The sequence below is a fragment of the Priestia sp. P1_B12_1 genome (assembly GCF_056406695.1).
Genome location: NZ_JBFTZR010000007.1, coordinates 80,005 through 100,300, shown reverse-complemented (window position 1 = coordinate 100,300; position 20,296 = coordinate 80,005). Strand labels below are relative to the sequence as shown.

18 protein-coding genes and 1 pseudogene are annotated in these 20,296 nt (G+C 32.0%); 11 read left to right on the top strand and 8 right to left on the bottom strand.

Translation table 11 applies throughout. From position 1 onward, the window contains the following. Positions 1 to 75 precede the first annotated feature (75 nt). A complete protein-coding gene (locus AC1D0Y_RS21525) occupies positions 76 to 435 on the top strand; it encodes a GIY-YIG nuclease family protein (RefSeq protein ID WP_477707906.1) in 360 nt (119 codons plus the stop codon). A gap of 663 nt (positions 436 to 1,098) precedes the next feature. Here the strand turns inward: AC1D0Y_RS21525 and AC1D0Y_RS21520 are convergent. Further along, complete coding sequence (locus AC1D0Y_RS21520; RefSeq protein ID WP_477707905.1) at positions 1,099 to 1,257, bottom strand: hypothetical protein; 159 nt, start codon at positions 1,255 to 1,257, stop codon at positions 1,099 to 1,101. A gap of 146 nt (positions 1,258 to 1,403) precedes the next feature. On the opposite strand from AC1D0Y_RS21520, the gene AC1D0Y_RS21515 reads away from it, so the two are divergent. The 5 genes from AC1D0Y_RS21515 (at position 1,404) to AC1D0Y_RS21495 (ending at position 9,458) form a co-directional block, all read left to right on the top strand. After that, entirely contained in the window at positions 1,404 to 2,015 is a 612-nt protein-coding gene (locus tag AC1D0Y_RS21515; protein ID WP_477707904.1) for an EndoU domain-containing protein, read from the top strand. Positions 2,016 to 2,299: 284 nt separating this feature from the next. Next, positions 2,300 to 3,238 (top strand): DUF4238 domain-containing protein, encoded by a 939-nt coding sequence (locus AC1D0Y_RS21510; RefSeq protein ID WP_477707903.1) that lies wholly within the window; start codon positions 2,300 to 2,302, stop codon positions 3,236 to 3,238. A gap of 147 nt (positions 3,239 to 3,385) precedes the next feature. Continuing rightward, the gene (locus tag AC1D0Y_RS21505) at positions 3,386 to 5,374 is read left to right on the top strand and encodes an ATP-dependent nuclease (RefSeq protein ID WP_477707902.1); all 1,989 of its coding nucleotides are present in this window, start codon (positions 3,386 to 3,388) and stop codon (positions 5,372 to 5,374) included. 1 nt (position 5,375) lies between these two features. After that, positions 5,376 to 7,151 (top strand): ATP-dependent helicase, encoded by a 1,776-nt coding sequence (locus AC1D0Y_RS21500; protein ID WP_477707901.1) that lies wholly within the window; start codon positions 5,376 to 5,378, stop codon positions 7,149 to 7,151. A 627-nt stretch (positions 7,152 to 7,778) separates the two neighbouring features. Then, the gene (locus AC1D0Y_RS21495; RefSeq protein ID WP_477707900.1) at positions 7,779 to 9,458 is read left to right on the top strand and encodes a hypothetical protein; all 1,680 of its coding nucleotides are present in this window, start codon (positions 7,779 to 7,781) and stop codon (positions 9,456 to 9,458) included. Between the two features lie 74 nt (positions 9,459 to 9,532). Here AC1D0Y_RS21495 and AC1D0Y_RS21490 read toward each other — a convergent pair whose 3' ends face one another. Continuing rightward, a complete protein-coding gene (locus AC1D0Y_RS21490; RefSeq protein WP_477707899.1) occupies positions 9,533 to 9,853 on the bottom strand; it encodes a hypothetical protein in 321 nt (106 codons plus the stop codon). A 240-nt stretch (positions 9,854 to 10,093) separates the two neighbouring features. Between AC1D0Y_RS21490 and AC1D0Y_RS21485 the strand changes: the two genes are divergently transcribed. From AC1D0Y_RS21485 to AC1D0Y_RS21470, 4 genes are all read left to right on the top strand, one after another. After that, positions 10,094 to 11,128 (top strand): SMEK domain-containing protein, encoded by a 1,035-nt coding sequence (locus AC1D0Y_RS21485; protein WP_477707898.1) that lies wholly within the window; start codon positions 10,094 to 10,096, stop codon positions 11,126 to 11,128. 110 nt (positions 11,129 to 11,238) lie between these two features. Further along, on the top strand, positions 11,239 to 11,931 hold the full coding sequence (locus AC1D0Y_RS21480) for a DMT family transporter (RefSeq protein ID WP_477707897.1): 693 nt from the start codon (positions 11,239 to 11,241) through the stop codon (positions 11,929 to 11,931). A 783-nt stretch (positions 11,932 to 12,714) separates the two neighbouring features. Next, a complete protein-coding gene (locus AC1D0Y_RS21475; RefSeq protein WP_477707896.1) occupies positions 12,715 to 14,778 on the top strand; it encodes a RecQ family ATP-dependent DNA helicase in 2,064 nt (687 codons plus the stop codon). A gap of 28 nt (positions 14,779 to 14,806) precedes the next feature. Next, positions 14,807 to 16,018, top strand: coding sequence for a DNA-processing protein DprA (locus AC1D0Y_RS21470; protein ID WP_477707895.1), 1,212 nt, complete (start codon positions 14,807 to 14,809; stop codon positions 16,016 to 16,018). 1,303 nt (positions 16,019 to 17,321) lie between these two features. Here AC1D0Y_RS21470 and AC1D0Y_RS21465 read toward each other — a convergent pair. The 4 genes and pseudogenes from AC1D0Y_RS21465 to AC1D0Y_RS21450 all read right to left on the bottom strand — a co-directional run. Next, positions 17,322 to 17,405 (bottom strand): annotated as a pseudogene (locus AC1D0Y_RS21465) (PadR family transcriptional regulator); the annotation flags it as partial. 76 nt (positions 17,406 to 17,481) lie between these two features. After that, on the bottom strand, positions 17,482 to 17,613 hold the full coding sequence (locus AC1D0Y_RS21460; protein WP_013057274.1) for a hypothetical protein: 132 nt from the start codon (positions 17,611 to 17,613) through the stop codon (positions 17,482 to 17,484). Between the two features lie 92 nt (positions 17,614 to 17,705). Continuing rightward, positions 17,706 to 18,614 carry a hypothetical protein gene (locus AC1D0Y_RS21455; protein WP_098432926.1) on the bottom strand — a complete coding sequence of 303 codons (909 nt, stop codon included), beginning with the start codon at positions 18,612 to 18,614 and terminating at the stop codon, positions 17,706 to 17,708. 147 nt (positions 18,615 to 18,761) lie between these two features. Beyond that, the gene (locus tag AC1D0Y_RS21450) at positions 18,762 to 19,235 is read right to left on the bottom strand and encodes an Hsp20/alpha crystallin family protein (protein ID WP_028408333.1); all 474 of its coding nucleotides are present in this window, start codon (positions 19,233 to 19,235) and stop codon (positions 18,762 to 18,764) included. Positions 19,236 to 19,305: 70 nt separating this feature from the next. Here AC1D0Y_RS21450 and AC1D0Y_RS21445 point away from each other — a divergent pair, with 70 nt between their 5' ends. Next, complete coding sequence (locus AC1D0Y_RS21445) at positions 19,306 to 19,545, top strand: hypothetical protein (protein ID WP_013057271.1); 240 nt, start codon at positions 19,306 to 19,308, stop codon at positions 19,543 to 19,545. A 130-nt stretch (positions 19,546 to 19,675) separates the two neighbouring features. On the opposite strand, the gene AC1D0Y_RS21440 is transcribed toward AC1D0Y_RS21445, so the two are convergent. Together AC1D0Y_RS21440 and AC1D0Y_RS21435 are read right to left on the bottom strand one after the other, a co-directional pair. Next, entirely contained in the window at positions 19,676 to 19,909 is a 234-nt protein-coding gene (locus tag AC1D0Y_RS21440; RefSeq protein ID WP_013057270.1) for a hypothetical protein, read from the bottom strand. Between the two features lie 12 nt (positions 19,910 to 19,921). After that, positions 19,922 to 20,152 (bottom strand): hypothetical protein, encoded by a 231-nt coding sequence (locus AC1D0Y_RS21435; RefSeq protein ID WP_028408334.1) that lies wholly within the window; start codon positions 20,150 to 20,152, stop codon positions 19,922 to 19,924. Positions 20,153 to 20,296 lie beyond the last annotated feature (144 nt).

Below are 20,296 nucleotides of genomic sequence, written 5' to 3'. Positions count from 1 at the left end.
TATAGTGGGGAGATTTGTACTAAAGGCTGTTGTTAAGTTATTATTTTCCTTAAATTGTAAAAGGAGTTGGTTTTAATGATGCAAAAAAATGAGCTTTTGAAGTATAAAAGAAATGGAGATCTTCCAAATAAAGCTGGAATTTATGTTTTGGAGAATAATAAAAATAATAAAGTTTATATTGGATGCAGTGGAAATTTAAGGGCGCGGATTGCAACCCATCGAAGCCTACTGTTAAGTAGAAAACACCACAGTATAGAACTTCAACATTCTTTCGATAAAGATCAGTTAATTGTAAAAATCCTTGCTGTTTTACCGAATGCTAATCAGCCTTTATTAAAAGAGGCAGAATTAATTCTCATACAAGCATCCCCCCATCTTTTTCCAAAGGGACTAATGAATAAAAGGTTACTTAATTATGCGAGTTACAGTAAATGAAAGTAGTAATAAAGATTAGTGAGTAATTGTAGAAATTCTCAAAATAGAGATAAAGAAGGGGGGATTTTACATTTATAGAATTATGTTCATCTTTCGTCTAGGTTCAACAGCTCACATTGCTTGTGTAGGGATGGATTATGTTAGAAAGGCTATGTTTGTTGTTAATTTATATAGTCCCAATGATAAAGTGAATTTAGAGTATAACACTTCCCATTATCCAAGAGACTTAGTTCAATATCTAAGAGGAGAAAAAGATAGAATCGACAAGGGATTTTATAGTATTAAAACGTGGCAGATGGAGCTTTATAAGAACCAACAAAACGAGAAGTTGATTTTTTTAAATAAGTTAGAAGAATAATTTTAATAATTAACTCCCTGGAGTTAATTATTTTCTACCTTAAATTGAATAATCTTAATTCGGATTTTCTTCATAATATAAAAAAGAATTAACAAGAGGCTAGTACGATCACTACAACTTTGAGAAAAATAGTATGAATTGGGTGAGTTAACATATAAGTTCCTTTTAACAAACAAAAAATATATATGAACAAAGAAAAAGCCTTTGTTTTAAATAAAGGCTTTTTAAACACTCAAAACATTATATCTTTACATAAGAGACAGTTAAGTAAGAGTATTTAAAGAAGGAAATCCTTTTTCAAACTATCAAATAAGTTCCTCTTTAGTATCCTCTCGATAGCTCATTCCATAGGACTGAATAAACAGGTGAAAGAAATTCGCGGGTTCTTCTACTGTACCTTGCCCTAATTTAAACAAAGCAGCCACCAGCGCTCTTAATTCCTCTTCATTTTTAAGGACTTTCATTTGGGATAACGCTATAACTTTTGATTTATATAATTTCCAATAATAGAAAAAATATAGATTTTTTGTAGTTCATATAGCCTTTTTAATAGAAATGCTGTTAATATATAAAGGTATCGAATTTTCAGAATAGAATGGAGAGAAAAGATTTGGCTCAATCTACAGATAGAAACCATAATTATTTGCCTTACACAGAACCAGAGGAAGAAAGTCCGAACTACATCCCTCCTCATCAGGCGTATTTAGGTATAACTGGAAAATTTAAACGTGGTGATGCTGAATGGAAAACTGGAGATCCTCTTTTTGTCCTTAATGAAAGTGATAGAGAGCAGGCACTAAAGGATATAAAGAGTACAGAGGATGTATTCTCGTCTAAAGGAAGGAAAAGTAAAGAAAGATCCTTTTTTGCACATATTTACGAAGGGGATGACACGGGAGGTTTGCATCATAGAGCAGAGGCTATAACACCAAGAAAGATCGTTTTTATTGAACGTTCAAAACGATATTTAGGTGACAGAGGAGCTTTTAGGATTGATGTTTTAATTGATAACATACTAAAGAAGGATAACATTCTGTTTCCAGACAATTGGAGCCGTGACGATGTGTATGATTGTATTATAGAAGCCTATCTAAATGCAACATATCTTGGGGGTAACACATTCATTGGTAAAGATAAATATGGGTTTCCTGTAAGCATTAGTATTAATGATGCCGATTTCACAATTCAAACAGCTATGCCTAACTATCCAAAATCAGAGTGAAATTCTATCTAAGAGAAGAATCAAGATAAAATGCCTTTGTGAATGTAAAAATGATTCTAATTCTTTTAAATAAAAAAATAACTGTGTAGACATTTACTTAGTAATGTAAGAGAGAAGCTTTGTCTACTAAGATAGACCCTATATAAAATCAACTAAGTAATATCATTACTTAGTTGATTTTATATAGAACTAACTTATATCGAAGCTTAATTATGAAGTAAGTTACTTAGCACATATTTAAACAAGCACATTTGACTTCAGAATGAATGGAATGAGTGATAGCCTTGGAGAAAAAGTTGCAGCAGCACTATGTATGGGAGTATTATTTAGCATCTTGGTGTTACAACAATAGGCAATTATATTGCTACAGAACAAAAGATGAAAATGTTTTTCCTGTAAATCCTGAAAAAATTGCAAAGGAACGAGAGTTTTATAAACTAAAAAACATTACACCTAGTGAAGCTGAGTTGATTGAACAACTATTTATTAAGGATCATAAAACCCCTAAACTTCGCGAACTAAATAGGAAATGGATTGTTAATTTCACTGAAATATTTAGAATCAAACAGTTCTTAGAATCACAAAACATAGCAACAGATGAAATAAATAATATGATAGATGTTTTAATAACAAATTTGGAAGAAGAACATCATACAAATCTTGAAAAAAGAGCTATTCCTTATTTAGAAGCATTGAAAAAAGGCTACTTAAATGTAAAAGAAAACGATGATGCTTTTGTTGACTTCCTAATTTTTTTAAGTACTCAATATTTTAGAACAAAAAAAATTAAAATGAATTTCTTAAGAAGTGCAAAGGAATTGGGAGATAAAATGGGTGTGAATGTAGAGAATATGTGGAATATCTCATCTCATATATTCGCAACCAGTTTAGCGTTTGGCATATATGAACAAAGAGATAATTACAAATGTTATATTCTAATTTGTAAAGGAAATATTCCTTTTATCACCGGTGACCAACCAGTTATAAATACGCTTGCAAACTATTCTTCTGATGTTGAAACTGATGAATTAGAATTATACTATCCTGTATCACCAGACAAAGCATTGTTAATTTCAAAAGAAAACTTTGTAAAAAACCCTACTACTATTGAAATAAGTGAAGATGAGGTAAGAAGATACAATTCACTTATTTTAGCTGCCTCCGAGGAACAGGTTTTTTCTAATAACAAAGAGTTATTAAACGAACTAATAAATAACAATTGAATTAAAATGTTCTTTTAAAAAAAGAGTAAAAACTACTAGGAGTTTTTACTCTTTTTTAAATAACATAAAATTAAAACTTCCTCCAAAAACCTTAGATGGGATATTATGTGTGGGTTATGCTATCATTCATTTGGGGAGTGATTTATTTTGGGTAAAGAAACTATAAAATATCCTTTTATATCAAGAGTTACTATTAAAAATTTTAGGAATTTTAAAGATACAGACGTCGATTTAACTAGTAAGCAGGTAATTCTTGGCGAAAATAATATTGGAAAGACAAACTTTATAAGAGCATTACAATTAATTTTGGATCCTGCTTTATCCGATTACGATAGGCACTTAGAAGAGACAGATTTTAACGATACAATTGAAAACCCGATGGAAAATAAGGAAACAATTGAAGTATCCATAGAACTTCAGGGCTTCGAGCATAATACGGCACTTTTAGCGACATTTTGTGATGCAACTATTGATACAAATCCACCAACTATAAGAATTACATACGAGTTTGCCCCAACTAGTGAAAAAGAATATGGCTATCTAATCTATCTAGGGGAAGATAAAAGTTTTGCGTTCACTCATCAACATCGTAAAGTATTAAATCTAAAAGTCGTTGATGGCTTAAGGGATGCAACTAGTGACTTTAAGACTTTAAAAAGGTCACCATTTAACCAATTACTTAAACAATATGATTTCGATAAAGAATCACTGAAAGAAATAACTCAAAAAATGAAAGAAGAAGGCAATTCTATTTTAAGTTTTGAAGAGATAATTGATTTAAAGAAAAAAATTAATAAAAATATCATTAAGATTGTTGGTAATCAAACATCTTACTCTGGCATTTCTCTAGAAACAGTAGATATTAATCCTGACAGGATTTTAAACACTTTGAAATTAATGATTGGGTCTAATAAGCAACGCCCTACCTCAGAAGTAAGCTTAGGTGTTACAAATATACTATACATATCTTTAGTTTTACTCTCTTTAGAGGATAAAACTGTCCCTACTATAATTTCGAAAGAAGACTTGTCAAGATTGAAAGAACTTGATAGTGAAAATTTATTAGAGGAATTTTACAATGAGCAAGGTGAAAGATATTATAAACTATCTGAGGAAAGGGAAGTTTCCTTGGACCTATATAAGTTCTTCAGTGACAATTTCGCTTCCGATAAAAGTCACACAATTTTAGTTATTGAAGAACCCGAGGCACATTTACACCCCATTTTACAGAGATGTATCTTTAGGGATGTTATGCAAAAATCAATGTCTATCATTTTAACAACGCATTCTACAGACATAACTTCAGTATCTCCAATCAACTCAATTGTCCATTTGAGAGGCAAAGGAGACTCGACAGTAATAAATTCTACTAAAAATATTGAGCTCAGTAACAAAGATTTGCTAGACACAGAGAGATATATGGATATAAAAAGGAGTGAATTATACTTCGGAAAAGCTGTAATATTGGTTGAGGGAATAGCCGAAGAATATCTAATACCACGACTAGCATTGAATCTAGGAATAGACTTAGATTTTTATGGAATTGTGTGTTGTAATATCAATTCCACTAATTTTAAGCCTTATATCGTTCTACTGAGAGAATTAGGTATTCCCTATATAATTTTCACAGATGGTGACTACTATTATGAAGTTGAAGACAGTTCTTCTGAAAATAAACTGGAACGCGTATATCACGAATTGGAGGAAGAGCATCATAAAAATAAAGGTTGGTTAGGTTTTGATTTAGCTCGTGATGTTTTAGAAGAGCTGAAAATATTTGATTCGCAGAAAGAGGATATCAGCAAGGTTGATTTTAATAAAGAGGGCTATTATTTTAGTGAATATACTTTAGAAATTGACTTAATGATTGCAAACTCTAAGGACAGTGTAGCCTCAAAAAATATTTGTGATACCTTTGAAGAACTAACACTAGGAGGGGATCAGCAAAAGCAAAATTTTAGAAATGATTTTGCAGCAGGGAACTTTTATAGTTGTTTAAGAAAAATTGAAAACAGTCAAAACAAGGTAGGAAAGGGTAGGTTTGCTCAGAGACTGTCTACCTACTCTAATCTATTGGTTCCCTTATATATTCAAGATGGACTAGTAGCTCTTAAGTCAAAAATATCAGGTGATTAATGTGAATGAAGCTTACTTAGAAAAAGTAAGGATGTTAGAGAATGATAAAGAACAAACAATAGCATATAACTCTACGGGATCCATTGTAATTAAGGCTGGACCAGGAAGTGGAAAGACAAATGTTTTAACTTTAAAAATGGCAAAGCTATTGAAAGAAAGTATTAAATTCCCAAGAAAAGTTGCTTGCATAACTTTTAGTAATGAAGCCACTAAGGAAATTAAAGAACGAGTTCAACAGCTAATAGACTATGACGAGAATAATTCATTTATAGGTACTATACATTCTTTTTGTTTATCCCAAATATTAAAGCCATATGTAGGACTCTTTGAGTATGGAATAAATAAAGATTTTAAAATTATTTCTAAAGAAGATAAGAAAATTTGGATCGAAGAAATAAAAGAAAACCTATCTATTAGTTCAGATCAGCTCCGTGAGGCAGAGATTGATAAAGAAAGAACATTTATGATGGAAGGAGAAAGCAAAGTAACTATTGAAACTTATGACATTGCCTTAAAGGTGGCAGCTGCTTACGAGGCAAGGCTTTTGCAACACAATATGGTTGATTTTATCTCTATAGTAAAAATAGCTACGAAGATGATTCAACAAGAACCTTATCTCAGAGATTGTTTAGAAGCCAAGTTCCCTTATGTATTAATAGATGAATATCAAGATCTAGGAAAACCTCTTCACGAAATGGTATTAACATTAATTCACAATACGACTATAAAAATAATAGTTGTAGGTGATCCTAATCAAACCATATATGGATTTAACGGTGCCGTACCAAAATACTTGTCAGAACTTGAAAACATAGACAAATTTGACAGCGTAGAATTAAAAAACAATTATAGAAGTCATCAAAAGATATTAGATATATCGTCAAATACTATGAATTTACCAGCAGGGTTTTTTAATGCTAAAAAGCCAATAGAAAAAAGTCCGGAAATTAACCTTATAAAACTTAAAGGAAACCATATCACGCAATATGAGTATATTGCCAATAAGATTATACCTAACTGTCTGCAAAATGGCATAGAGTACAAGGACATTGCAATTCTTATGAGAAAAAGAAATAAAGTAAAAGATTGTCTAAATGTCCTTGAACAAAATGGTATTCCTAGCTATGTTATGGCACTAGAATTTAATAGAGGGAATTTTATTAAATTCTTAGAAAATTGCGCTGCTTGGATATTGAACAATCGTAAAATTCACTTTAAAGATCTCTTAAATGAATGGATTGCTTTCAAATACGACACACTACCATCAATTAAAATTATCAATGAAGAAAAAATATTTTTATATTTAACCTTAATCAACTCTAAAGAGTGTACATCAGAATTTTTAAAATGGATAAAATTTATCTTTGTAAAATTAAATATAAAGGAATATATTTTGTCTTCTTCTAAATACATAGATGATGCCAATGATATAAGTGATTTTGTGGACTTTATTGTGCATAATAAAGAGAAAATAGACATTGAGAAATTTTCAAATCTAGGTGTTCAAGGAGATGCTGTATCGTTACTTACAATGCACAGTTCTAAAGGTTTAGAATATGAGGTAGTTATTATGCCCGCAATGGAAGAAGGGACTTTTCCTGCTTTTTATCAAGTTAAAGAGTCTGAAATTGAAGAGGAAAAAAGAATATTCTTTGTATCATTGACTAGAGCGAAGTCAATTTGTTATTTTTTGATGTCAAAAAGATTAAATGGATATATTAAAGAACCATCTAGGTTTATAAAAGATATTGAATTTACTTTAATTAAAGAGGATTGATGTTTCTTTAAAGATCACCTCTGTATTATTATTTCTACACAGGTATATAGGCGCTTAAAATAACTATTAAAAGACCTTATGAAACGGCAACAAAATGTAGTAGTAAATAATTTTCATTAGCTTGAAAATTATTAAAAATAGCGATGTTTCGTATTCTACCTTTTTTATTATAAAATGTTATACACCATATAGGAATGCCTGTATAAAGCTATTCCCGCCAATTGGTTATATCGTTGTTTTAGCTAACAAAAAACGCTTGAAGTATGATAATTGGGTAGGGCTTTTGACTGTAGCAACTATCATAATGTCAGTGTGGTTAATTAAATTTCTTCCTAGCCGATGGAGTACAATTCTTTTCCTCACAGCAGGAGGGATATATGGATATCATAAATTACTTAGGAAACTAAAAAAGGACAAGTAAAATGCTTAGAAAGTAATAATGGTAGGTAAGTTGCTTTACTTTTCTATTAGAATAGACAATATAGAAAAATGGAGAAATTTTGCTTCTTCATTTTTTTGTACTTTAAATTACTTTTACCCAAAAACGTTAAGGATATCCCTTTAAAAGAATTAAGATATAATGTTAAATAATAGAATTATAGGAAATATAAATAGAAGGGGTTTATTATGGGAGGAAAAGAAGGATCAAGAGGTTACTTATACCAAGCGATTGCAGCTGTTTTAAATTCGTTAAAAGAAAAAGAGTGGAAGTATGTTCAAGTTGAGCCTGATTCACAAAACGACAAAATAGATGTCTTGTGGGAATACGAAAATGGAATGAGAAAGGCTACTCAAGTTAAATCTTCAATTAATAATATCTCTAAAGCAAATATTATAAACTGGTTAGAGGAATTAATTGAAGATGCGATCGATATTGAAGAGGTGTCTTTGTTATTAATAGGAAGTTGCAATGATAGTACAAAGAAGTTTATTAATCGACTAATAAAACGAGACAACGCCCCTTTAAACACCAGAGTTGAACAATCCGAGTTATCCGAGACGTTGAATTCTTATTCAGGAAAAATACATATCCAATTTGAAAATTTCAACCAAGAGTCGTTGGAATCAATGGCTAGTGTAGCGCTCGAGAGGTTTTTGGATGAGAACGGTCATTCCGTAAACTATCAACTTAGACAATTGATAATGCGTGGAGCTTTTTATCAATTTTTTGGATTGTCTAAAGACGGTAGAAAGCTAAGTAGAGAAGAATTTGAACAACAGATATTAGATTGGGTTTATTTTAATTATCCGGAAGTAAAGGGAGAAGGTTCTGTTAGAAAAAACCTTGTTGTTCAATTCTATAAGAGCAGAAGTTTAGACTTTTCGACAAAAATGGAGCAAATCCCTTTCTTATTTAATACTAACCCTCTTATAGATAGCGCTAAAGAACAGGTATTAAACATAATTAGTGAAATTGAAGGTATTAGCCTATTACCTAAAAAGGAGGGTAATACTACAAACGAAATATTGGATGGAAATATGCAGAAATCGAGTGTTTCAGATTTTTTATTTTCTAAGTCTAAGTATAGTGAAATACCGGATAAACAAAAAGAAACTATAATAAATAGTACATACAGATTAGTAGGTAAACATCTGTCTAAAAGTTTCTTCTTTGTAGGAGAATTAAAGGTTGTTGAACCAAGTGGGGCAAGTAGACTTCTAGAAGGTGGGAGAACCACCCTAGAAGGGGAACAAATTGAAAAAGAAAAGTTAATTAGGGAGTTTGTAAAAAGATTAGACTATTTGGAGGCAGCGGTAAATTATTTTGAATACCTTGGCAAATACTCAATTGTCCCTTTAGTATTAAGCAATAAAGGACAAATTTTTAATGAAGACATTAAGGTCACTCTTAAATTTCCTAAGACCGTAAATGTTGCAACTGAAAATTCATTTGAAGCACCTAATAGCATAGACTTAATTGAAGAGTTTACACAATCAAATGGCTTCTTTGATCAATTATTGAGGCATCAGACTGACAGTAAAGTAAATGAGAACGTTAGCTTATCTCATTCTTTGTGGATGCCACCAAGTTTTTCATTTGAATCATATATGAGCAATGTTAAAACATTGGAAGATTCTAAATCAGACTTCCGCAGTTTTATGAGTTCCTTTTTAAACGCCGAAGCATTTTATGAACAAGACTATACAGTGCTTAAATATGACTTCAATAAATTAAATGTCAGTGAAAATATTTCATTTCCTTCGTATATTTTAGTTAATGCAGATAGTTCCTTTGAAATTGACTATGAAATAACTTCTAAAAACCTAAATAGAAAAATAAAAGGAAAGTTGTTTTACGGGATTTGAGCCTTAAAGCCATTGGAATGTAAGCCAATGGCTTTTTTATGTTATTGGGGTGAAATATTAATTTTATGCACGGCCTAAATATCTGCTTCTTTATTGAATTCGGCCTTTATTTCCGTCATAGCAGCTAATACCCTATCTAAATCCTGTGCTAAGATATGGCACGGATAAGTCATTCTAATTTCTCCTCTTCTTTGTGCTGTCTTAAAATCACCAGTAGTGCCGTATTGTACAAAGGGAACACAAGCTATGTGATCATTGCCGTTATCCGCTTCTCTCCAATTAACTAAGCCGTAGAAGATTCTATAGTAACGCTGCTGACCCTTTAATACCCCAAAGCTTGAAGGAATGATTCTATGATCCCATTCTTGATAAGTTCTTTCCTTGTTTTTTATCACTCTCACCATCTCCATCTCTTTAGTTTTTGTAAGTAAAGAATACTGTGTTGTTCTCTAACACACAAATTGCCAATTTAGCTGTTTTTGCTATAGGCTTCCTATACGTTCTATAGAAAAATCTCTTAAATATTCCTACTTTCTTAAAATTTCATTTTCATCCAAATTATGATTAACTTTATATGATTTAGGCCGTAAAATTAAAAAGTGAAAATTAGAATACGTAATTGAAAGGGGAACGTTATGCTAAGTAGAGGTAAGTTGCTAGGAGAGATATTAGATGGTTTAAGTCAATTAAGCTTCTCGCTTAAAACTAGGGGACAGGTTGGCCTATATGATTTAAACCGCTACTGCGAAGATTTTGCAAAGGATCTCCTAAATATTGTTTATGGTTATGAATTAGTTAACTTAAATGAGGAGAGACACAATGAACCAGGTATAGATTTGGGCGATAGAAAAAACAGAGTAGCTTTTCAAATAACTAGTAATAAGAAAAAGTCTAAAATTAAAGAAACTCTAGAAAAAATTTCTGATGAACATAAAGAGCGCTATGATAAATTTAAAATATTCATTTTAAGTACTAAACAGAGTTCTTATTCTATCCCTGACAACCTTAAAGAAGTGACAAACTTTAACGAGACAGAAGATATATTAGACTTTCCAGATTTAGAAAGCAAAATAGTTTCTTTACCGGTCGAAAAGATAAAATTGGTTTACGATTTTCTCCAAGAAAATTTGGTGAGGGTATACAGTGATTTAGGGTTTGATGAAACACCTAATGGTGAATCAACTTCAATAATGGATTCTATTGAGATTACACCAAATTACGAATTCGTAAATTGCGATTTACTAATCAAATACTTAAAAGCTGATGCAGGAACAGTGTATACGGAAGAAATGAAAACAGATTTTGAAGAAGCTTTTAAAAGATTCACTAAGGTTTTGATGTCACTGCCTAAAATAACAAGAGAGTTCTTTTATGCGCTTGTCTACAGGACTGAAGAGCCTGATACTTATGGCAATTTCGAGCTGGATGGTGAAGTAATGCGAAGATTCTTGCATATAAGTGAAATACGTTATAATCAAGAATTGCGAATACTCATTGATAAAGATTTAATATCATATGATGAACAGGAAGAGTACCATCATACCATTACTATCGGAGGGCCCGCGGCTGATGAGTATGTTCTAAGTTACATAAAAGATGTTGCAGAAAAGGAAGATATAAAATTAACAGCCGTACTGGTTGATTTAAAGTTTTCTTTGTTCAAAGTTTAATTTAAATGAACACCTTTAATGCTAATAATGTATAAGCTCTAAATAATATAGATAGGGCGATTAATATAGTTTCCAATGCTAATGCATTAATTGGTGGTGCATATAATTGTGTGCAATATGAATACCAGAATAAAGAGATAAGTAATTTAAATACAGCTACATTGCTACAGAAAATTAGAGAAGCAGATATAAGTAAAGAAATTTCACAAATGGCTCAGTCAGATTTACAACCGATAGTTGCTTTATTAGGAGGATTCTTAGTTTATAAAGAAAGAGTCAGTATTTCAACCTTACTAGCTATAGGAATTTCAATTATAGGAGTCGTTATGGTTGGGTGGGGTGATCTTGGACAAAGTAGTGAGTCAGTCATTATGGGTGATATTTTATCATTTTTGAGTGTATTAGCAGTCGTTGGTTATTTATTAATAGGGCAAAATAGGGTAAAGAGGATTTCTCATTGGATATATAGTTTTTGCGCATTTTTTTTTGCATCACTTGCATTGGCTTTATATAACCTTATCACAGGTGTACCTACAATTGGCTATGATACACACGAATGGGGAGTTTTTTTATTACTAGCTATTTTCCTTACAATTGCTCACGTAATATATAACTTTTTAATGAATTATGTAAATACAGCAACTATTTCGATGAGTATTTTAGGTGAACCCATTGGGGCAACAATTTTAGCTGTAATCCTCTTTCTTAGGAGAACCTATTATAGGCTTCTAGATTTTAGGCGGTTTCTTTGTCGTATTAGGTATATTTTTATTTTTAAGAAAGCAAAAGAGTTTAACTGCTAAAGACAGCGTTTAAAATAATTTTTATTCAATGAAAGCTTTGGATAAATAGACCAAGTTACTAAACAAAAGATGATATAAGCTAAGAAGCAATTACTACTTCTTAGACAAACATCCGTTACGTTTTCGATAACATAAAAAGTCTCTATTTATATAAGAGGCTTTTTATGTTATCCGCTTATATCTTTGTTAATACGACACCACAAATTATCGACATTAACAAATCATAAGTGAACTTTGACTATTTTATTTATTACAGCTTGAATCTTAACGTCAAGCTCAGGGGAAAGGAAGAGAATTATAATTCAAGCTTCATTTTATACACTTTCATCTTCTATCTATAAAATTTGATTGGTAAGCAGGGGAAATACAGCCACCCTAAAAATAAGTAAATTATATTATATAATTCTTTAATTTACCATATTTTTAAGTATAAAAGTCTTATTTTGAACTAAATTAATATTTCTAAAAGGAAAGAATAATTGTATAATAAATACTATAGTTACAATAAATTCTTGAATCGAGTTGGAATTAATTAAGGTAATACATATCCAAAATAGTTTCTTTCCTCGTTTAAGTGTGATAAAGGAACCATTTAAAATGAAAAAGAAATGAGTTCACAAGCTATTAAGAAACTTAAACAGGTCCTTTTTAAAAGGGAGAGTTATGTCTATTTCAGTATATATGGAAAAATAATCAAACGTAAAAAATGGTAATGGGTTTGAAATTAAAAAGTTCTAAAATTTAGAAGTGATTAAATGGCACTGACTTATGGGGGATGAAATTTTGAAGGAATTAGCAGATAAAATTTTTAAGTCGTATCTACCAAATAAAGAATTAAAACCAGACCAGTGGAAAGCAATAGAATTATTATTAGAGAACAAGCGAGCCTTAGTAGTGCAGCCAACAGGTTGGGGGAAAAGTGTAGTTTACTTTGTTGCAGCAAAACTTCTTCGTAAACAAAATAAAGGTGTAACCATAATTATTAGTCCCTTACTTGCATTAATTAGAAATCAGCTTGATGCTGCGTCTGAAATAGGTCTTAATGCTTATACCATTAATAGTGATAATACTGAAAGATGGGATGAGGTGAATCAAGCTATTGTTGACAACGAATGCGACTTGCTAGTTGTTGCTCCTGAAAGACTTCATAGTAAACTTTTTAAAGGAAAAACGTTACCATTACTGGAAAGAGGACCTGGATTAGCGCTGATTGTTGTTGATGAAGCTCATTGTATTTCAGACTGGGGACACGACTTTAGACCGAAGTATAAAAAAATAATTCAATTTGTTAATACATTAGAAAATCAAGTACCAATGCTAGCTACTACTGCTACAGCAAATGAGCGAGTTACCGATGACATAAAAAAACAATTAGGAAACCATATAGAAATTCTACGTGGTTCGTTAGTGAGAGAAAAGCTTAATCTGAGAAACATTCATATGAAAAATTCATATGAAAAATTGGGATGGCTTGATTACCATTTAAGAAATAATAATCTTAAAGGATCAGGTATCATTTACTGTACTACTCAAAAAGAATGCGAAAGAGTAACAGATTGGTTAGTTTCTAGGGGGATAGACGCTAGTTTTTATCATAGTGGTATACGTAATAAAAAGGAAAAGGAAGAGATAGAAAATAAACTCATTAACAATGAGCTAAAGGTGGTAGTTTCCACTATTGCGCTGGGAATGGGATTTGATAAAAAAGATGTACGTTTTGTAATTCATTATAATATGTCATCCTCACTGATTACTTACTATCAAGAAATTGGTCGTGGGGGGCGAGATAATGAGGGAGCAGAAATTGTCTTATTGTATTCTCCAAATGATAGAGAAGTATTAGAAAGAATGATTACATCGGGCATTGTTAATGAGGAAGATTATTTAAATATATTACAACTAATTACTTTAGAGCCTAAATCAGTTTATGATTTAATGGATTATTATAATTTACCTCAAAGGGAGATTGGAAAAATAATCGATCTTCTTGAAGCAGAGTCATTAATTTATAAAGACGAACACACAAAGAAATACAACCGTTCTGCTAATGTGAATCCAATTTCTTTAGAAAACACAAAAATAAAAAACTCAAAATTGGACGAATTGAATCTTATGGTTGCTTATGCAGAAAATAAGAGCGAATGTTTAATGAATTATTTAATTTCCCACTTAGGAGAACAGGCAACTTTAAATTGTGATAATTGCCAAAATTGCGACCCATATCCTTCTCCTTTATCAGAAATTAATGCTATTTCCACTCAACAAGCAGAACAATTTATTAAACAGCAAAAATTAGTAATAAGACCAAAAACAAAGTGGCCTATTGGCGGTAGTAATGGGATGAGAGGGAATATTCACACAAGTTTTCAATCTTTAGAAGGACGTGCTATGAGCTTTTATCAAAAAGAAGGTTTAGGGGAGTTAGTGATAAAAAACCGCTATTACGATAAACATTTTAGCGATGAATTAGCGTACTATTGTGCAAAATTCATTTATGATCACTATCAAGAACTAAATCGTCCGCAATGGCTTACAGCTGTTCCTTCACTCCGAAATCCTAGTTTAGTACCTGATTTTGCAAGAAGAGTAGCAGAGTCATTAAAATTACCTTATAAACAGGTGTTAGTCAAAGTTAAAGACACACCTGAGCAAAAAAATATGAAAAATGCAAACCGCCAAGCAGGAAATATTATGGATGCTTTTAATGTAAATGGTGATATCCTCTCAGGACCAGTTTTGTTAATTGATGATATAATGAATTCAGGGTGGACCTTTGCAATATGTGCTATGAAGTTAAAAGAGGCAGGATGTGAAAACGTAATTCCCCTCGCTCTTTCAAAAACTTAACCTTACCAAACAGAAGGGGGATTGAATAGTGGTTGAACTTATCTCAAAAGACAGCTTTGCTACGTTACTTTTATGTTCCTATGTAACAATTCAAGAAAAGATAGTGAATAACTATAAACCATATACACAAAAAGAATGGATAAACTTATCTACAAAAATTGCTAAAACAGAAATAGCCCGGCCTTCCAATCTTTTTAATAAATCTCGTAACGATATAATTAATCAATTGCGAATTACTAGTGAGGAAGCAGAACGTATTGTTACTTTGCTATCTCGGGGACCCTCTATGGCTATAGAGGTAGAAAAACTAGCCTCAATGGGTATTTGGATTATTACTCGAGCTGATAAATTTTATCCTAAACGATTTAAAAAAATTCTAAAATCTTTATCGCCTACAATTATTTATGGAGCCGGAGATATTAGTCTTCTAGAAACAAAGTCTATTGGAATCGTCGGTTCTAGAAATGCTAATGAAAATGCTACTGAATTTACAAAAAAACTTTCTGAAAAAGCAGTCTTTGAGAATTTCACAGTGGTATCTGGAGGCTCAAAGGGTATTGATTCAGTTGCACATCAAACCGCAATAGAAAATGGTGGAAAGACTATAGCGATTTTATCGGACGGCTTATCTAAATATATTAAAAAGAAAGAGAACTTAAATAATATACTTAATAAGCAATTAGTAGCTATTTCTCCCTTTCATCCTGACTCTCGTTTCTATAGTTACACAGCCTTGGAAAGAAACAAATTTATATATGGGCTATCAGAGTTTACAGTAGCTACCTCTAGTGATTATAAAAAAGGGGGGACTTGGGCTGGAGCAGTTGAAAATTTAAAGATGAATTGGGTCCCCTTATATGTAAGGGAGGATAAAGATTCTAAGGGGCTTTCTGAATTAGAGAATATGGGAGCCAAGAAATATACAGTAAACTTTCTTAAAGAAAAGACTTTAAAGAATTTGTTAGAATCAGCACTTACTTTTAAAGAAGAAAAACCTCAAAAATATACTGATATATATACTTTAGTCTGGCCTTTAATTGACAAGCATTTAAATAAACCTATAAAGGTAGAAAAATTGAGTGAAGTTCTCGAAATAGAATTAATACAGCTAAATGTATGGTTAAATAGAGCAAAAGGTGAAGGGAAAGTAAAATATTTAGATATTGGAACAGTAGTTTCTTCAGTATTTTATAATCCAGCTATGGATAAGGCTAAACAGCTGAATATTTTTGAACAGTAGTTTTTTTCTAATTAAATTGTCCAACTCGTCTTAAAAACTTAATAGACAATACTCTAAAATTTACACTATATGTTCATACTTATTAGTACATATAAGAAAACTCATTTCAAGATAAAGGAAGCTTTCTCACCGAAAGTTAGGGAACTAAAGAATAATGTAGTGCACTGACTTAGAGAAAGCTTGCTCATAGGTAACTCCTACTCTTTATATGGAAGGTAGAATAAAGGAGGTATGGATATCTAGTATTTTCCTCCTTTAAAAGAGTTACAGGTCCAATAAAGATTGGAATCCTGTGTTAGCCATTTTTAATTGTTCCTTAGAAATTCCATTTGAATCCCTTAAATTTTCTCTATATAAGATTGCCAGATTAAAACCTTCATTTTCACTTTATTTGTATAGTAAAGTGCCTTTCAGTGCTGTAATCTCAGTCAATATTTCCCTTCCAGATTGATCAATGTTTCCTTATACTAGCTCGAATACCCTTATTCCCTTGAGTAGTTTAATTTGTTTATTCATTTCTAAATATTATTTCATTGACAAATTTCAATTCAATTTCAGTATTCTATATTTATTTAAATTTTCTTTTAAAAAAAGAATATTCACCCCAAAAGGCTTTGAAAATCTGTGAAAAACTCTCAAAAGATATTGGCAAAATTTTGAGTAAACCCCATATACACAAAATACAGGTGAATGGGTGTATAGAGAGAGTAAGTTTCTAGATTTAATTAAGAGAATGTTTGCTGATGAATTGATGTAATAGTTTGTTAAATTAACTTTTAATAGGAGAAAATTACGTGAAGTATAAAATCATATCAATAAAAAAAGTTTTATGTGTAACGAGTAGTTAAAGGTTTAATAAAGGTAAGGGGTATCGGTGAATTCTGAATAGAATTCTAGATCGTTGTTTTTAAGGTGGTTTTATAGAATAGATTTAAAATAGACGTGTCAATTCACACGTCTATTTTTTTTGATATTCACAGGAAATAGCGACATTCTAATTAGGCATTATTCTTCATTCCATAATATACATTAAGGTGTTTCGCAACTAAGTAATTTATTGCACCTGCATTTTATGGCTCAAATACTCAAATATATGTATAAGAAGAATATTTCATATTAATATGTTCAAATATAATCTTGTGCACTTACGTAGGGGGAAGTGGACATATTTCAACAAATATATTTCATTTATGTACAGAATAAAAAATATGTACGGTTGATCAAAATGTAATGATATATGTAGATTAACAAGCTTTTAACTCTAAAAAAAGAGTGTACATATTTTTTTTTGGGTGATAAATCGAATTAACTGCTTAATTTCATAACCAGTTCTGCATTCCGTGGTAAGCAGTCCTAAAATTGCATATGTTGTTTGATTTTCCTTCATTTATTTTCCTCACCTATATCTTTTTGATATATATATTACCATAAACAGGATAACATTCAATAAAAAAACGCGAGAGTTATGCACTCTCGCGTCTAAAAAAAGGTTTGTATTGCTGAACCATCATTTGCGAAGCAGCAATAAATAAAAAGATAAAGCCTCCACACATTAGCAACATGACAGCACCTATTCTCCATAAAAGCTTTGGCATCAGCATATCTCCTTTTTTGAAGTTATTACCTATAGTGTAAAGAATAGCGTGCAAAAATTCTAGTCATAACTAGATATAATTTTATGACTTTTTTAAACTGACTCTCCCTTTGGGTCGTCTTCTAGATCCTCTTCGTCAAAAATAGGAACTTCCGTATATGTTTCTTCTTTTTCTGAAACGGAAGGAGAACCCTTTGTATCCTCTTGTCCTGGCTTCGCTGTGCCAGAAGAAATATCTGATTTTGCGTTTTTTAACTCTTCCATATCTTTTTGAATTTGGTCCGTGAAATCTTTTGGTATCGCTCCGCTTCCGTATGTAGCTCCGATGTTTAAAGTACCGCCGAGTTCTTTAATGCCAACTTGGCCAATATTGTTGTTTTGTTCGTATTTATCAAGAAAAAATTTATCAATATGAATAGGCGGGGGAGCATTTTCTAAAAGTGCCGCTTTTTGCTGAATCCCTTTTATTTCTTCTTGAAGGGCAGACGTTCGTTTTAGCATGTCCACCTGTACTTCAGTTACAAGCGACATGCTGCGTTCTAATGCTGAAACTCTGTTATCTAATTCTGTCATTCTTTCGATATAAGGAGCCATTTGCTTCTTTACAGATTGTTCTACTAACCGAGTTATATCCATGTAAGGTATAGCTTCTATCTTTTTATCGCGAGGAGGTTGTGTGGAGATCACTTGTTCCAATTGCGCTACTTTTTCTTTTAAAAAATGAAGCTGTTTAGCAGTTTCTTGCATGTCTTTTGCATACGTTTGTTCCGTATCTTTATGAGTGCTTCTTTGTGAAGGTGAAGAAGCATTGGAGTGCGTGGGCTGAGCCTCCAGCTTTTTTTTGAGCATGATGAGAGAACCAATTTGCGGTTCGAGTTTTAAAAAACGATTCATGTGAACTTCAAGCGTGTTAATGCGCTTGATTTGATGTTTGAAGTCCGCTAGCTCAGTATGAAGCTGTTGGTTAGTCTGTTTGGGGTTGAAAAATCCTTTCATAGACATTTCGCTTCTCCTCATCTTGGGCTTATTTCCTCTGTAATCACAGTTAGATAAATACATAGTGAGCCAGTTTAGAAGTGAACGTTAAATTTTTCGCATTTATAAATACTTATGTGCAGCATTAAAATTCATTCGTAAAACTACTAAACCTTATTCAATGTGAATACGTTCTTCTTGGAAAAACTGCCTGTGATAAGAAAGGATAAGCAGCCCGTTTTCAAATTTTGCACGCAGATGATGTGCATCGGTGGGCTCTGGCAACTCAATAATTCGGTTGAAATCTCCAGAAGGTCGTTCTTGTACAACCGGCTGTCCTGTGATGAGAGGGTGCGGTGAGCCTTTTAATAGAAGTCTGCTGCCTGAAACGGAAACGTGTAAGTTTTCTTTTAGATAACCAGGCAGGTCAGCGATAACAATGATCTCGTGAGGCGTAACGTAAATGTCAACAGGTGGAAAATTACTTTTAGAAGCCTGAGGTGCCTGATATGAATCAGGAGCATTCATATCCATATTTTCTTTCATAAATTCGTTAAAAGCAGTTTGATCAAAAACACCGTTCCAAAAGTCATTTGTTTGATAATTTTTAGCAAATTCCATCCACTGCATAAGTTTATCAAAGTCCATATGGTTTCCTCCTTACCACACATCATAAAAAGATGGAATTTGAATATAGTTTGAAAGGGGGGTGGTTTAAATGGCAGGTGCATCTATAAATATTAATATTTTAATGCTAAAGATAAATTCCTTTGAAAATGCGTCTGCAGTAAATATCGGACAGAATTTACTAGCAGACTGGAATAATTCAGATAAAAAAACACAGGGATTTGGGCAAAATTTTGGTGATGATAGCGGCTTTATAGGAACGAGAAGCTGTGTCGATGATCGAGATCAAATTGACAGCCCATCATCTTTTCAAAAAGTGCCCATTTCATAGAAAAAGCCTAATAAATATAGCCAGTTCAGATGCAGGTTATATTTATTAGGCTTCCGATTGAATGCTAATAGACGAATAGATGAAGATATGCTGCTAGTTGTGCGCAGTAGAGGCAGAGGAGATGAAAAAATTAAATTACGCTATTTTTAACTGAGTTTGAATCATTTACATCTGAGTCTATAATCCATGAGAATGGAGTTACGTTCGGAGAAAAATCTCCGTTTGATTCTCCCAGACCTTGATTACGTTTGTAAGATACGAACACATCAAGCTGCTGATTAGGTCCTATGCTTAAAACGGATGAATTATCCAAAACGTTCACTTTGAAGGCTTGTAAGTTAATGACCATGGGCGAAAAAATCATATGGTTTCCTCCTTATTTATCATTTTTTGTTGCAAATGCATCTACATAATCATTATCTACAGTTTTGTAAGCAGATCCTGCTGTAAAACATTGATCAGCGTGCTGCTGTCCGAAGGCCTGATTTTTCTTTGCTGTGACATATCTTGTAACTTTTGACGTATTTCCAATAGAAATACTGCTTGCTTGATCAGCACTGCGAACGTTCAAATTTCCTAGGTTGATTTTTGTTGAGTCGAATAGCATATTATTCTCCTTTCAAACGACAGTTCTTCTAAGTCTTTAAAAGCTTATTGTAGCTTCTTTGAAAATATGAATAATACATGGATTCATTCAGAGAGTAGAAGTGGTCTACTGTAGCGTATTGTAGTTCTGTGTAAAACGTGAAAA